Origin of the sequence: Sphingobium scionense, from assembly GCF_014197035.1 — a bacterium.
GTDB classification, from domain to species: domain Bacteria; phylum Pseudomonadota; class Alphaproteobacteria; order Sphingomonadales; family Sphingomonadaceae; genus Sphingobium; species Sphingobium scionense.
The window spans coordinates 24688-36570 of record NZ_JACIEU010000036.1; the positions used below are offsets into that span (position 1 = coordinate 24688).

Annotated in this window: 17 protein-coding genes; 5 read left to right on the forward strand and 12 right to left on the reverse strand. The window is 61.6% G+C overall.

What is annotated here, in order from left to right; genetic code table 11:
- Nucleotides 1–33: 33 nt before the first annotated feature.
- The 12 genes from GGQ90_RS25470 to GGQ90_RS25525 form a co-directional block, all read right to left on the reverse strand.
- Nucleotides 34–402, reverse strand: a complete 369-nt coding sequence (locus GGQ90_RS25470) for a DNA methyltransferase (protein ID WP_159365985.1) — start codon at nucleotides 400–402, stop codon at nucleotides 34–36.
- Complete coding sequence (locus GGQ90_RS25475) at nucleotides 392–625, reverse strand: hypothetical protein (protein WP_159365986.1); 234 nt, start codon at nucleotides 623–625, stop codon at nucleotides 392–394. The genes GGQ90_RS25470 and GGQ90_RS25475 overlap by 11 nt, the downstream gene beginning before the upstream one ends.
- Nucleotides 622–957, reverse strand: coding sequence for a hypothetical protein (locus GGQ90_RS25480; RefSeq protein ID WP_234893173.1), 336 nt, complete (start codon nucleotides 955–957; stop codon nucleotides 622–624). The genes GGQ90_RS25475 and GGQ90_RS25480 overlap by 4 nt, the downstream gene beginning before the upstream one ends.
- Nucleotides 954–3470 (reverse strand): TraC family protein, encoded by a 2517-nt coding sequence (locus GGQ90_RS25485; protein WP_159365987.1) that lies wholly within the window; start codon nucleotides 3468–3470, stop codon nucleotides 954–956. Before GGQ90_RS25485 ends, GGQ90_RS25480 begins: the two co-directional genes overlap by 4 nt.
- The gene (locus GGQ90_RS25490) at nucleotides 3467–4102 is read right to left on the reverse strand and encodes a TraV family lipoprotein (protein WP_159365988.1); all 636 of its coding nucleotides are present in this window, start codon (nucleotides 4100–4102) and stop codon (nucleotides 3467–3469) included. Before GGQ90_RS25490 ends, GGQ90_RS25485 begins: the two co-directional genes overlap by 4 nt.
- A 35-nt stretch (nucleotides 4103–4137) precedes the next feature.
- Nucleotides 4138–5442 (reverse strand): TraB/VirB10 family protein, encoded by a 1305-nt coding sequence (locus GGQ90_RS25495; protein ID WP_159365989.1) that lies wholly within the window; start codon nucleotides 5440–5442, stop codon nucleotides 4138–4140.
- A complete protein-coding gene (locus GGQ90_RS25500; RefSeq protein ID WP_159367943.1) occupies nucleotides 5439–6179 on the reverse strand; it encodes a type-F conjugative transfer system secretin TraK in 741 nt (246 codons plus the stop codon). The genes GGQ90_RS25495 and GGQ90_RS25500 overlap by 4 nt, the downstream gene beginning before the upstream one ends.
- A 31-nt stretch (nucleotides 6180–6210) precedes the next feature.
- Nucleotides 6211–6810, reverse strand: coding sequence for a TraE/TraK family type IV conjugative transfer system protein (locus GGQ90_RS25505; protein WP_201450267.1), 600 nt, complete (start codon nucleotides 6808–6810; stop codon nucleotides 6211–6213).
- A 41-nt stretch (nucleotides 6811–6851) separates the two neighbouring features.
- On the reverse strand, nucleotides 6852–7118 hold the full coding sequence (locus tag GGQ90_RS25510; RefSeq protein WP_159365991.1) for a type IV conjugative transfer system protein TraL: 267 nt from the start codon (nucleotides 7116–7118) through the stop codon (nucleotides 6852–6854).
- A 107-nt stretch (nucleotides 7119–7225) separates the two neighbouring features.
- A complete protein-coding gene (locus tag GGQ90_RS25515; RefSeq protein WP_048576588.1) occupies nucleotides 7226–7543 on the reverse strand; it encodes a hypothetical protein in 318 nt (105 codons plus the stop codon).
- Nucleotides 7544–7728: 185 nt separating this feature from the next.
- Nucleotides 7729–8493 (reverse strand): DsbC family protein, encoded by a 765-nt coding sequence (locus GGQ90_RS25520; protein WP_159365992.1) that lies wholly within the window; start codon nucleotides 8491–8493, stop codon nucleotides 7729–7731.
- Nucleotides 8477–8800, reverse strand: a complete 324-nt coding sequence (locus GGQ90_RS25525) for a hypothetical protein (RefSeq protein ID WP_159365993.1) — start codon at nucleotides 8798–8800, stop codon at nucleotides 8477–8479. The genes GGQ90_RS25520 and GGQ90_RS25525 overlap by 17 nt, the downstream gene beginning before the upstream one ends.
- Before the next feature lie 345 nt (nucleotides 8801–9145).
- On the opposite strand from GGQ90_RS25525, the gene GGQ90_RS25530 reads away from it, so the two are divergent.
- The 5 genes from GGQ90_RS25530 to GGQ90_RS25550 all read left to right on the forward strand — a co-directional run.
- Nucleotides 9146–9595 (forward strand): hypothetical protein, encoded by a 450-nt coding sequence (locus tag GGQ90_RS25530; protein ID WP_188084308.1) that lies wholly within the window; start codon nucleotides 9146–9148, stop codon nucleotides 9593–9595.
- A 112-nt stretch (nucleotides 9596–9707) separates the two neighbouring features.
- Nucleotides 9708–10127, forward strand: a complete 420-nt coding sequence (locus GGQ90_RS25535; RefSeq protein ID WP_148564727.1) for a helix-turn-helix domain-containing protein — start codon at nucleotides 9708–9710, stop codon at nucleotides 10125–10127.
- Nucleotides 10124–10738: a GntR family transcriptional regulator gene (locus GGQ90_RS25540; protein WP_223178446.1), complete on the forward strand. Its 615-nt coding sequence runs from the start codon at nucleotides 10124–10126 to the stop codon at nucleotides 10736–10738. The genes GGQ90_RS25535 and GGQ90_RS25540 overlap by 4 nt, the downstream gene beginning before the upstream one ends.
- A 188-nt stretch (nucleotides 10739–10926) precedes the next feature.
- Nucleotides 10927–11067 carry a hypothetical protein gene (locus tag GGQ90_RS25545; protein ID WP_158500974.1) on the forward strand — a complete coding sequence of 47 codons (141 nt, stop codon included), beginning with the start codon at nucleotides 10927–10929 and terminating at the stop codon, nucleotides 11065–11067.
- 68 nt (nucleotides 11068–11135) lie between these two features.
- Nucleotides 11136–11883: lasso peptide biosynthesis B2 protein (locus GGQ90_RS25550; protein WP_188084309.1), on the forward strand; the 748-nt coding region annotated here is incomplete at its 3' end.

The following is an 11883-nucleotide window of genomic DNA, read 5'->3' on the forward strand; positions in this document are numbered from 1 at the left end:
GTTCGTGCGGTGGCACCCCTGCAGCGGACATGGTCAATCATCGCCATCCTCCGGATAGAAGACCGCAAAGCCTTGCAGGCGAAGGCGAGTTCGCTCGACCATCACGGGATCGATCTCGCAGCCGAGATAGCGCCGGCCGTTCAGGAGGCAGGCTTCGCCCACCGCTCCCGATCCGGTGAACCCGTCGTCGACAGGGCCTCCCGGCGGGCAAGATGTACGGATGAGAATGGCGGGAAGTTCGGTAGGCCTTTCTGCCGGTAGACTCCTGCTGCGAACGCTGCTCAGGTCGATCACGGATGTCGCGATCCATGTGCAGTCGCCCACGAGGACGGTCGCTGAAGGGGTTCGGCTGTTGCCTGTCCCGACACGCAATGCGTTTTCGATCGGACGATCAGCGGCCATGGCGTCGTCTCCAATGCGCTTCGGGCGGTTCGGGAACGCCGATGAGGGCGGTGACAAACGCCGCGAAGGCCAAAGGGGTCAGGATCCAGATCAGGAGGCCGGCATCCTCGCCCAGCGTCGGCGACATCAGCAGCAGCGCGCTCTGAATCATCATCAGGAGGAAGCCGCTGACGGTAAGCCGGACGGCCGATCGCGAGGGTGTGGAGGAGGTGAGGCCGTTCATTTGCGCTTTCTCCTGCGAAGGCGCGTGATCAGCTTGGCCGTCCCGGCCGACAGGCTCAGCAGGAGCAGTCCGGTGGCAAGACAGGAGGCTGCGACAATCAGCGAGGCGCGCGCCACCATCATGGTCGGCTGCTTGAGGAAGAGCCCGGCGATCAATACGAGCAAGCCCATCATGACGGTCTCGATCAGCACGAGCCTGAAGCGCCAGAGGAAGGACTCAGCTTCGAACCGCTCAGCAAGCCGCTGCTCTACGATGACCTCTATCGCTTCGTTATCGGACCAGTTGAGCGGCAATTGATCGGGGTGCGGCGTGTAGCGTCCCATGATGGTCATGCTCCCACTGGGCCGGACGCAGGAGGGACGCCCAAGATTTGCGCAGGATCGACTTCGGCGAGCCGGCAGATGGCTTCGAGCGGTGAAAGCCCCTGGCGCAACAACGCTTCGAAGGCGGCGACTTCGTCGGGCGCGGAGGTATTGATCCAGTAGGAAAAGGGATCCACCACGAGCCGGGCAATGCCGAGGCCCAAAGGCGAGTCGATGAAGACCTCGCTATAGTTGGGCTTGGAGTTGCGGACCGACTTCAGAAGATCGAGTACGAATCCCGAATAATCCAAGATCTTGTTGTCGACGGCCCGGTCGTAGGTCGAACCCTGCAACAGGAACCGCGTCGCGGCATTTTCGAGGATGACCTGACCGGTGCCCCCGAAAAGCGCGAGATCGTTCATGGACTGCAGCACGATCCCGAACGAGCCACGATATTTTCGCGCGCGGCGATAGCCCTGACCGAAGGCTTCGGCGAGACGGGAGAGATCCTGCCCGTCGGTCCGGGTCATGAACTGCGCGGCCTCGTCGCACAGCACGAAGCGCGGACGATCGCGCGCGGAAAGATAGAGTTCCTGCGTGACCGCGTTCACCACCACCATCACGATGACGTTGAACAGGTCCGGCATCGCCTTCAGGCGCTCAAGTTCGAGCACCACGAATTCGTCGTTACGGATATCGAGCGTCGAAGGACCGTTGAAATAATGACCATAGGCGCCGCCCGATCCGAAATCGCGCAGGTTGAAGGCCAGTTCGCGGGCCGTCGGCACGAGATGCTCGACCCGGTCCAGATCGTTTTCGACCAGCTCCGGATAGGTGCCCAGCCACTCGCGCACAGAATCGATCCCATGATCCGCGCGCCCCGTGTCGATCGTCCATTGCACGGCGGATTTCAGAAGGTTCCACTCCGAGGTCGTAACGCCCTTGCGGGTCGAGGCGTTCGCCATTTCCGCGACGATCGCCACCGCCATGGTAATGGCCGACTGCTTGTCGTCCCCGTCTAGTGCGAGCCCCATGTCGAAGGGATTGAGCACCAGATGTTCTTCGCCGATATCGATGTAGCGACCCGAGCAGAGCGTGCAGAGCTTGCGATAGCTGCCGCCTATGTCGATGATGCGGATGAGTGCTCCGCAGGCATAATATTGCTGGCACAAATTATTGAGAAGGAAGCTTTTGCCCGCGCCGCTCTCGGCCGACACGATGAAATTGTAGTTGTTGATCCTGGGATCGAAGAGGTCGAGCGTGACAAGCTGGCCCTTGCGCCCCGTGTACAGCAGCGCAGGGCGACCGCCGCCGCGGAAGTCGGTCTGGATCGGCGCCAGCAGCACGGCCGCTTTTACCGGCATGCGGAAGTCGCGCTCGAGCAATCTCAGCGTCGTGCGGTCAGGATAAAGTCCGAACGGCAGGCTCATCACCAGCAACGTCGGATTGAGATAGCTTTCCTCCTGCATGGAGAAAGGCAGGGGCTCGCCCTCCCAAAGGCGCTTGGCCCGTGCTGCAAGATCACGGGCATGGGCACGGTCGCGGCCGAACACCCAGATGGTCGGGATGACACGGACGAATTTGCTGTTGCCGGCCTCGTCGAGGATCCAGCCGATCTCCTCGATCTGCTTGCCGACCTCCACTGCGAAGCTGCCCGCCGCTTTCTGGGCGGAGAGGATCTGCGCGCGCTTGTGGATTTCGAATTGCGAATGATCGAACAGGATGTTGAGCGTGTAGAGGAACGGCCCGCCGATCTGATCGCTGTCTTCCGACGCACCGCGCATTCCGCCCATCAGGCGATTGGCGCGCTCGGCGGTAATGCGCCGCGCGGGCGCTTTTGGCGTCAGGCACCGGGCCACCTGATTACCAAGAAACACCTCCGACCCCTCGAACACCAGGTCCGGGCCGGCATCGATGATTTGCTTGGCGATGGACGGCGCGCCTGCAGTCGTTCCATCCGAGAAGACGCCGGGCGCGGGATCGGCGACACCGTTGAAGATGCGCCGGTAGAAGGCGACCATCTCCTGCGGAGGCAGGCGACGGATGCCGAGCTTCGAGAGCTGTTCCTCCACTTGCCGGCGCAGATCTTCGCCCAACGGCCGCCGGGTCTTGATGGACAGCAGCGTGCGAAAATTACGGACCGGGATGCCATGCAGCGCTTTGAGACCATGGCGTCCCTCGCTCAGATAAGCGCGGGTGTGCCGGGCCGATGCCTGAATCAGCGGATCGTCTCGGGTCTTCAGGTCCAGAAAGGCATCGAGCGCATCGTCGATCAGCGGATCGGCAAACGTATGGAGCTGGAGAACCGTCCCATCCGGGAAATGGATATTGAGCAGACCCTGAAGGGCTCCCTGAACATGGGCAAACATATAGGCGGTCGGGACCAGCTCCCAGGCATGACCCCAGGTATCGTCGATGCACAGAAATGCCTCTGTCTCGGCCTCCCAAGCGACGAGCGGGAGATAGTCCGAAAAGCTGTCGCGCCGCACGGCACTGCGGAGACGGGCATAGGTCAGCCCGCTGCTTGAGGCCCGCGCGCTCATGGGTGGCGCTCCGGAGAAGGCGGCGCAATCGTCGGCACCGCCGTGCCGGTCTCGGGCGCCGCTTCGCCGTCCGGCGCAACGCGATCGCGCACCTGGCCGAGGATAGGCGCCTGGCGCGCGCGGTCCGGCGCGCCCACGAGCGTACCACCGACCACCCAGACCGGCTTGTCCACCACCGAATAGACATAGCGTGGCATGTAGAGACGGTCGGGACGCTGGCGATCGGCATAGGGCAGGATCAGCGTCCGGACGGTCCGCGCCGGCTTCAGCATCGGCGTCACCGGCGCTTCGACCAACCCCTGCAGTTCGCGATAGACGCTATCGCGGTAGCTGCCATAGGCACCGCCGGTGCTTTCGCCTCGCGATCTCCCGCGCCCTCGACCGTCTCCGGTCCCCCGCAGCATCGCACGATCGTTCGTCACCTTGGGGTCCGACTTCGAAGTCGCGCCGGCCACCGCTTCAGCATAGGCCCTGTCAGGATGGATGCACTGACCGTGATCGTCATTCTTGCAGGAGAATTTCTCCGAATAGGGCGACATCATCGAGCCGACGGTCGCGCATCCCCCAAGGCCTCCGAGCAGAGCGAGAGGGAGCAAGGTTCGGTGAATGTACCGGTGTGCCAGCAGTCGCATGGCGGTATCTCCTGTAGACTGTGGGGGCGGCCGCATCAGAATTTGCTCCCGACCGAGGGCTTGATCTCGAGGGCCAGGCCCTCCTGGATGACGACCACGACATCCTTCGCGGCACCGACCTCGACGACCGGCCCGGCTTGCCGGGCAAGATCGAGATAAAAATCGGTCAGCTTGTCCGATGATTTGGAGAGGCCCCCGGCCACGCCCGACTTGAGAGCATCGCCCGCATCCAGGCTGCGCACGCTGCCGAGCGCCGAGGTCGAGAGCCTTCCAAAAGTGCCCTCTACCGACTGGGAAATTCCGGCGATGGTGCCGGCGATGAACGAGCGGGCAAGCGTCGCGCCGGCACGGGTCACCACCTTGCCCGACAAGCCCTTCTTGCCGTCGGCATCGACAAAGAAGCCCTTGATGGCCTGATCGACAACCGCATGCTCGTCGAAGTCGACGCAGGAGATCGAGACGAGCTGGATCTCGACCCGCTCCTTGGCAAGGCTCCCGGTCGCGTTGCCGATGACGAAGCAGCCCGCCAGATTGGCCTTGACCTCATTCGGCAGCACCGCCGGCGCCTGGACCCGCGCGATGATCGGCTCGGGATTACTGGTCGCGTCCCGGCTCGCCAGCGCGTCGATGCCCGTGAGCAGTCTCGCCTTCATGAAACCAGGCGGCAAATAGATCGTCCGCTTCCCTTTTTTTGACCCGGCCCCGCCGCCCGCGCTCCCTTCTTGTGCCGGTGCGCTTGTCGCCGCGCCGATCGCTCCAACCTGTCTCTCGGTCGGGGGCGCAGGCGGCGCAGGCGGAGCGGGCGGCGCGCTTGGCGGTGCCGGAATCTCATCCATCGCGCCCTTGGCCTCGGCCGGAGCGGGAGGATAGGCGGGTACGTCGCCGGGAAGGGCGGGGGGCAAATCCCCGTCACCTCCCATGCTCGGCGAATTTCGACTGCCGGCTCCTGGGACAACCTTGCCTTCTTCGATCGCGGTCACGCGGTCTCCGAGCAGAGTTTGTCCATCGAGGATCTTCTGAAGATCGCCCCGCAGCTTCACCTCGAGGCTGTCGCCGCGCAGGCCCGCGCCCATGTCGAGATTCGAGGCCTGCGGCGCTTTGGGCGCTTCCTCCCGACCGCTCCGGCTGGCCGTGTAGAGGCCAAGACCCAGCATCGCGATCGTCGAAATCACACCCAGCTGCTTGGCGCGCAGCTTCTGGTCCGACGTCAATTTCGCCCATTGCGCAGGGAGGTCCAGCAGAGGCGGCGACGTCACAGACACATCCGTGGAATCCCCTGCTGCTGCCTGCGATGGTGCAGCCGGAGTCCGCCCTTCCGGTGTTTTTTCTAGCGCGCTCATGGCTGGGCGCTCCGGCGGACGACGATCAGACGCGCTGTCTCGCCCGGCGCCAAGGTCAATCGATCGAGGGTGATCGCGAAAATGTCGACACCAAGCGCGGCGTCGAGGAAATCACGCTCATCGATCGCGACTCCCGCGCTGGCGCGCACCAGATATTCACTGACCGACAGCCTCATGCCCTCGACTTCGAGGCGACGTCGCTCGTCCAGCGATGCGCCGGGCAGCCCGGCCAGGATCAGCCGCTCCCGGGAAGGGGCGACCTCGGAGAAGGAAGCGGGTATCCGATCCTGCAGGATCGCAAGAGCAATCCCCACCGCGCGTTCTTCTTCGACGAGCGGACCGAGCAGTGCATCGTTGGCGCGGGCACGCTGCGCCCCGCCGGGTACGAGGGTCACCGTCTGTGCCGGAATGTCGGCCGGTTCGGCATAAAGCGGGTAGATCGCGCCGTTGCAGGAAACGAAGAATTCCGATGGCGTCGTCACATATGTTCGCGACTTCGCGCCGCCCCAAGCGGCATCCTCGGTTTCCAGGACCAGGAATTTGATCCAGGCGTCCGAGCCACCACGCTCGACCGCAAGCCCCTTTTCGGCGGAGAATTTCACATCCTCGATCTCGCCGCCCACACACACGACATGATTGACGTCGCGGTTGGAGAGGCGGATGCGGCTCGTTTGATCGGGAAGCGCCGCGATCGATTGGGCGAGAGCTGGAACAGCGGCGACGAGAGACGCGACCATCGCGCCCGTGAGGCAGCCAAGCCTCGCGAGACTAGCGGACTTCGGCACTGAAATTCTCCTCCTGCAGGGCGATCAGCCAGAAGCGACCGTTCTCGAGCGCGTATCGGATGCGCAAATTGCCCCGGAACTTGCGGATGACGCCGCCGATCACGCGCACCTTTTCGACGGGCACGAGGATCTCGCTGCCCGACCATGTGACCGGCTGGTCGCCCCGGATGTAGGTCGCGATCGAGAGCGTGGGATTGTTGCGAAGCTCGTCCAGCAGCCGATTGAGGCTATCGCGCAAGCCGTTGTAGGCGCTCGGATGAACGATCCTGAGCAGTTCCTGGAACTGCCGATCGGCCGAGTAGGCCGAATAGGTGCCGACGAGCCCGACGATGTTGAACGTTACCGAGCGAAGGTAACCCTCCGATGGCTTGTTGCCGGTCACATAAAGGTCGCCGTCCGCGCCGAACGGGACGATCACGGTACGTGTGTTCTGGTTCGAGCTGTAGATGACCGTACCCAGCACCGCGGTGATGCCGAACAGGCCGGCGATCGCGATCTTCAGAAGCCGGTTCTCTTCGAAGAGGTTCGCGGAGCCCTGCAGATAGCGGTGAAGATGCCAGCTCGGACGGGTGTCGCCGATCATGTCTTCCTGCGCCTTGCGTCGAAAGGGATGGGCCATCGCTCTCACTCGAAGAAGCGGGTCTGGGTCGGACCCGGATAGTTGCGGAAGCGGGCAAGGCCCCAGCGCCAGGCCAGATGCGGGATGAACCCGCGCGGCTTGCTGCGCTTCCAGGGAATGAAGAGAAGAAGAGCGCCGATGAGCGTCCAGCCGATCAGCCCGCCAACGATGACCGCAACGAAAATCGTGGCCATGACGACGATGAACTCCTGACTGTCGAACCAGAGGATCTGGACCGGTCGGTGCAGGAACTGGGGCAGACGTTCGTCCACGCTCTTCTTCCTTGCTTCACCACGCCGATGGGCGTGGTCTTCGGAAGGTGCCCATCACCTTCCGTTCGATTGGTCGGCGGCCGGCCAGCCGGTCGACCGGCCGGTCTTCAGATCACCATGCCGAAGGTCTGGAGGATCGAATCCGCCTTGATGAGGCAGACCGCCGCCACGATCGTCGGGATGCCGATCATGATGTTCGAGAAGAGCCGCGAGACGCCGAACAGGAAGGCGGCCACGCCGCCCACGAAGCCGAGCGGGCCCTTTACCCCCTGGTTCACGACGATGTCGTAGATGTCGTACCCCAGGTCGCCGGCGGCGGGAGCCGCGAACGCATGGGCCACACCGGCTGCAGCGAACGCGGCCAGGAGGAAAAGGACCGCCGCGTCGATCGTGCGGAACGTCCTTCCCCGGATCAAAGTCAACATATGCAGTCTCCTTGTCATCAATGGAGCCGTCCGGATCATGCTTTGCCGGTACCGATCGAGGTCGTGTCCGGCCGGCGATGGCGTTGGACGACCCCTGGAGGTGCGCTCCCGCCGGCATTCCGGTCCTCGCGGACGCTCAGGCGAGCGAGCACGGGCGAGGTCCGCCAAATACGAAAGGGGCACTCCTATGGGCTTGGCTGGCCTTTTCGCGCTTGCGCCTCGAGAAAGGCTTCGAGTTCGCCTTGCTGGAAGCCGGAGATGAGCCTGCCCTCCACGAACATCGTCGGCGTGCCCGAAATGCCCATCTTGCGGACGGTCTCCGCGTCACGAGCGACCTTCTCGGCGCCGGGGCGGCATTTGTGCAGCGTCGCTGGCTGAGCGCCCGAATAGATGGATTTGAACGCCGCCTCGCGGTCAGGTGCGCAAAGTATATGCTCGGCCTTCGCCGCCGCCTGGGGATGGATACCGCTCACGAAGTAGACGAGGCGCTGAACGGGTTTCCCCTCGGCGGCCTTGGAAAGCCAGAAGCGCTCGAGCGCCTGGCAATAGGGGCAGTCGGGATCGGTGAACTCGACCACCTTGGGCGCGCCTGCCGGACCGATCACGAGCGCATCGGCTTCGTTGATCGCGCCGAGGCGCTTCCTGGCACTGGCGTCCTGTGCCAATGCCGTCAGGTTGACGCCATTCTTGTCGTAGATCGCTGCGAACAGGAGGTGCTCGCTCTCCGGGGCGAAATAGATGACTCGTCCGCCCGCAATGGCCTGATATATTGGTCCACTGACAGGCGCCGGACCGAAATCCTCGAACGTCAGATTGGTAAAGGTCTGTTGCAATTGACGCTGAGCTTCCGCGGCTGCGGCCGTTAGCGGCTCGGCGCTGTTGTCCTGTGCGTAGGCGGGCGCCGAAGCGCAAAGCAACGCGGCGATGATCAATTTAGCGCTGCGGGGCATCGGGGGACTCCGTACGAACGAGGGAGGTGCGCGCGAGAATCCGGCTGTCGATCGAAACCGAGTGTCCCAACTTGATCGTCATCACCGAAGGTGTCGGAATGGGTTCCGCTACGGCGCGAGGCGTGGTGCTCTCGGCTGCCTCGCGGATTGAGAAACCGTTCTCGCTCTGGACGATGCCGAGCCTTGCACGTTGAGCACAAGGATAGCCCTCGGCATCCGGACGATAGGAATCAGCGAGGGCAGGGGTGGCGCCGACGATGAGCAGAAATGCTCCTGCAAGCATGGTCGGTGAGCATGGAAAGTCCATGGCGCGCGTCTCCTCGTGGCGCCGTGAGGCGCTCGGATTTGGGGGTTGGCTGGTCGGCGCGATGGGGCTGAAATTTGGATTTCTTCCGCCCGTCGATCCGGTGTGCCCCGAGCAATGCGCATCAGGAAAGCCTGCCGCAATAGGGAGGGCACTGAAGTGCCGAAGCGACCAAACAAAGCATCGGGGGATCGAGCTTGGTCAGATGGAACTGTTGATCGTTCAAAAGAGCAGGTTCTGTCAGAAGCGGCATTATAATGCCCATTCTGCAGTGCCTCGTCGTGAAAATGGCTCCGTTCACACTGGTGAATGGAGCTTTGAGGGCTAGCTTTGCAGAGGAAAAGGGTGATGGGTCGAGCGCGCCGCAGTTTTAAGCTCAGGCTTTCACCGGCGGGATTAGACGTCCTGATCGATTCTCACTGCCACCTGATTCGCATCACCCGATCCTTGATCGCATGGGGAACCACGCTCCACGTGGCGGTCGAATATCTCAACGGAATGCCCACCGACGAGATCATCGATCAGCTACGAGACCAGGAACTGGGCTTTCTCGCAGGCAGGGAAGAGCACCATGTCGGAGCGTCGTGCCAACTCTGGGATGTCGCGACCGGTATCACAGAACGCGTTCAGGAGGAGTCCCCAGAAACCAGGCAACCAACTCTCGGAAACATCTACATCTTGGCGCTCCTGCAGATCACAAAGGCGGAGCGCGGGGCGCTGCTGCGCGCTTTCGATAGAGTGTTGCTCTCGGGGGCTCGGACCCCGGCTTCGCGCGATCCTAATGATCTTGCTGGGTAAATCCCGACAAGTTGGCCGATGTTCCCAATTGACAGTGGTGGTAAGTACACCTTAGCGTTCCGATCTATGGAATGGCCTTGGCGGGCGGTATCTCCCGTAAGGAGACACGGACATGTCGCATTATTTGGCGACTTCCGTTGCTGAAAGTCCGATCCTGTATGTGAAAGTGCAATCTGGACGGCAAATCGAAGAAGCACGGAAGAAACGTCGGCTGACGCAGCGCGATCTTGCGCGCGAGCTTGGAATGGGTGTGCGCTGGCTGCGGGAGATCGAAGCCGGAAATCCCCGGGCGCGCCTCGACGATCATCTCCTCTGCGCCTACCGGCTTGGACTGTCGACCGGCCACATCCTGATCCCGCTTCTCTTCGCGGGGCAGAGGATGAATTTCCCGCGGCAACTGGCGACAGGTGATCTCAGCGACCTTGAACGGATGTGCATTGAGATGATCGCTCAGCAAAAGCTCGATCATCTGACACGAGCACTGACGCCCGCATGGTCGGTGCCAGCCGTTTGCGCGGGTTCTGGGCTATGATGTCGGCCATGGATCCGTCGCTCCAGGAAATCGTCTATCGATCGCTGAAAGAAGATTATGCCGCCGGTGAATTTTCGCCGGGCCGCCGGCTCGATGTACAAGAGATCGCCGATCGGTACCGCTCAAGCAAGACGCCTGCGCGAGAGGCTCTATGCCGGTTGATGGGCGAGGGATTGATCGAGCCGCATCCTGATGGAGGTCTTCGACTATCCCAGTACAGTGGACAGAGGCTGGTTCAATTATACGCATGGAATATGAGCCTTCTCATCGGCCTGGTTCACGAAGTCAGGCTCTCCGTCTTGAAGCGAGCGATCGAGGAGGCAACGCCATCTGTCCTGCATCCGACACCTGTAGGAATCTCGCGCGCCATCGGCTCACTATTTCTTTCCCTTGCAACTGCCACGGGCAACGAGTTTGCGATCTTGTCGGTCAGCAATCTGAATGAACGGCTTCACTATGTTCGAATCGCCGAGGTTCAGGATTTTAGCGACGCCGAGAAAGAGGTAAGAACCCTGACCAATCTTTCGGTCACGGACCTTCAAAAAAGCATGCGGCGCAGGCTTGAAACTTATCATGTGCGGAGAATTGAGCGGCAAAAAGGTCACCTTTGAGTGATCTATCGCCGAAAATCTTCATAAATCTCATTATAATGAGTATCTTGAGCCATTGGTCCTACCCAGCCACGTGGGTTGCGTGGATATCCAGTCATCTTGTCGGGATATATTTTGATGGATCGCCCGGAGATCATCTTATCCTCCCTCGGTCGCAAATCAGTGCGGCAGCTGAAGAGGAATGAACCATGCAACAGAAGAACGACAAGCGTGACATGAAACGCCTCGATCTGGGCGGGGTCATGCAGCAGACCAAAGGCGGGGCTATGTCGGTCAACGACAACCAGAACGGGCTGCGCCCGATCTTCGGCGGGCTTTCCGCCGACTGAATCGGTCGCCTTGGAACGTCCGTCAGATTGATCGCTGCGGACGTTCCTTTCTGGAAGGAAAGTTGGCGATGGAATTCCGCATCAAGCCTGGATTGCATTTCTGCGTGGTCGAGGGCCGGACGATCTTTCTGGATGAGGATGCTAGCCGATATTTTTGTATCCCCGATGACGTCGACCGCGCATTCCAACTCGTGATCTCGGCGGAGGGTAAACCGGATGATGGCGCTGACGATACCTTGATCGCTGACCTCATCGCTCTTGAAATACTCGAGGGTGAGCATGCACTGGAGGGCGGTATAGACCGATCTCCTCCTATGATTGTACCGACCGACGATCTTGGTCCACCCTATGTTTATGCGCCGCCAGCTTTCGAAATAGCGGCAGCATTCTACGAGAGGCTGCGATCAAATCGGATCACGGTACGCCGAGGTGTCGCTGATGTTCGACGTCTGATTGAGCGAGAGCGCCTTCGGTTCCGCCGTGAACATTCCTACCCCCTTTCGACATCGCACCTTGCAGTGTCGGCGGCCTTTGAGGTCAGCGACTTTGTCTTTGGACGAAATGATCGTTGTCTTCCGCGAGCGATCGCGATGATCCGGCGATACTTGCGCGTCGGCTACGATCCTTCGCTAGTAATCGGCGTGCGGATCAACCCCTTCACCGCTCATTGCTGGGTGCAACAAGGTTCGACCGTCTTCGGTGAATCCATAGATATTGCGCGGTACGCATCCGATAGCAGACGCAGTGGAGCTGAGGGTCGAGATGTGAGATTATCGGCAGCGCCGCGAGGAGCTGCGTATGGAAGAGCGGGATATA

Excerpts from the sequence above, each read along its gene's own strand:
- GGQ90_RS25530 (WP_188084308.1), top strand. The coding sequence starts at position 9,146 with ATGGGTCGAGCGCGCCGCAGTTTTAAGCTCAGGCTTTCACCGGCGGGA.
- GGQ90_RS25475 (WP_159365986.1), bottom strand. The coding sequence starts at position 625 with ATGAACGGCCTCACCTCCTCCACACCCTCGCGATCGGCCGTCCGGCTT.
- GGQ90_RS25500 (WP_159367943.1), bottom strand. The coding sequence starts at position 6,179 with ATGGTCGCGTCTCTCGTCGCCGCTGTTCCAGCTCTCGCCCAATCGATC.
- GGQ90_RS25480 (WP_234893173.1), bottom strand. The coding sequence starts at position 957 with ATGACCATCATGGGACGCTACACGCCGCACCCCGATCAATTGCCGCTC.
- GGQ90_RS25495 (WP_159365989.1), bottom strand. The coding sequence starts at position 5,442 with ATGAGCGCGCTAGAAAAAACACCGGAAGGGCGGACTCCGGCTGCACCA.
- GGQ90_RS25525 (WP_159365993.1), bottom strand. The coding sequence starts at position 8,800 with ATGGACTTTCCATGCTCACCGACCATGCTTGCAGGAGCATTTCTGCTC.
- GGQ90_RS25545 (WP_158500974.1), top strand. The coding sequence starts at position 10,927 with ATGCAACAGAAGAACGACAAGCGTGACATGAAACGCCTCGATCTGGGC.
- GGQ90_RS25515 (WP_048576588.1), bottom strand. The coding sequence starts at position 7,543 with ATGTTGACTTTGATCCGGGGAAGGACGTTCCGCACGATCGACGCGGCG.
- GGQ90_RS25470 (WP_159365985.1), bottom strand. The coding sequence starts at position 402 with ATGGCCGCTGATCGTCCGATCGAAAACGCATTGCGTGTCGGGACAGGC.
- GGQ90_RS25490 (WP_159365988.1), bottom strand. The coding sequence starts at position 4,102 with ATGCGACTGCTGGCACACCGGTACATTCACCGAACCTTGCTCCCTCTC.
- GGQ90_RS25535 (WP_148564727.1), top strand. The coding sequence starts at position 9,708 with ATGTCGCATTATTTGGCGACTTCCGTTGCTGAAAGTCCGATCCTGTAT.
- GGQ90_RS25505 (WP_201450267.1), bottom strand. The coding sequence starts at position 6,810 with ATGATCGGCGACACCCGTCCGAGCTGGCATCTTCACCGCTATCTGCAG.
- GGQ90_RS25520 (WP_159365992.1), bottom strand. The coding sequence starts at position 8,493 with ATGCCCCGCAGCGCTAAATTGATCATCGCCGCGTTGCTTTGCGCTTCG.
- GGQ90_RS25540 (WP_223178446.1), top strand. The coding sequence starts at position 10,124 with ATGATGTCGGCCATGGATCCGTCGCTCCAGGAAATCGTCTATCGATCG.
- GGQ90_RS25485 (WP_159365987.1), bottom strand. The coding sequence starts at position 3,470 with ATGAGCGCGCGGGCCTCAAGCAGCGGGCTGACCTATGCCCGTCTCCGC.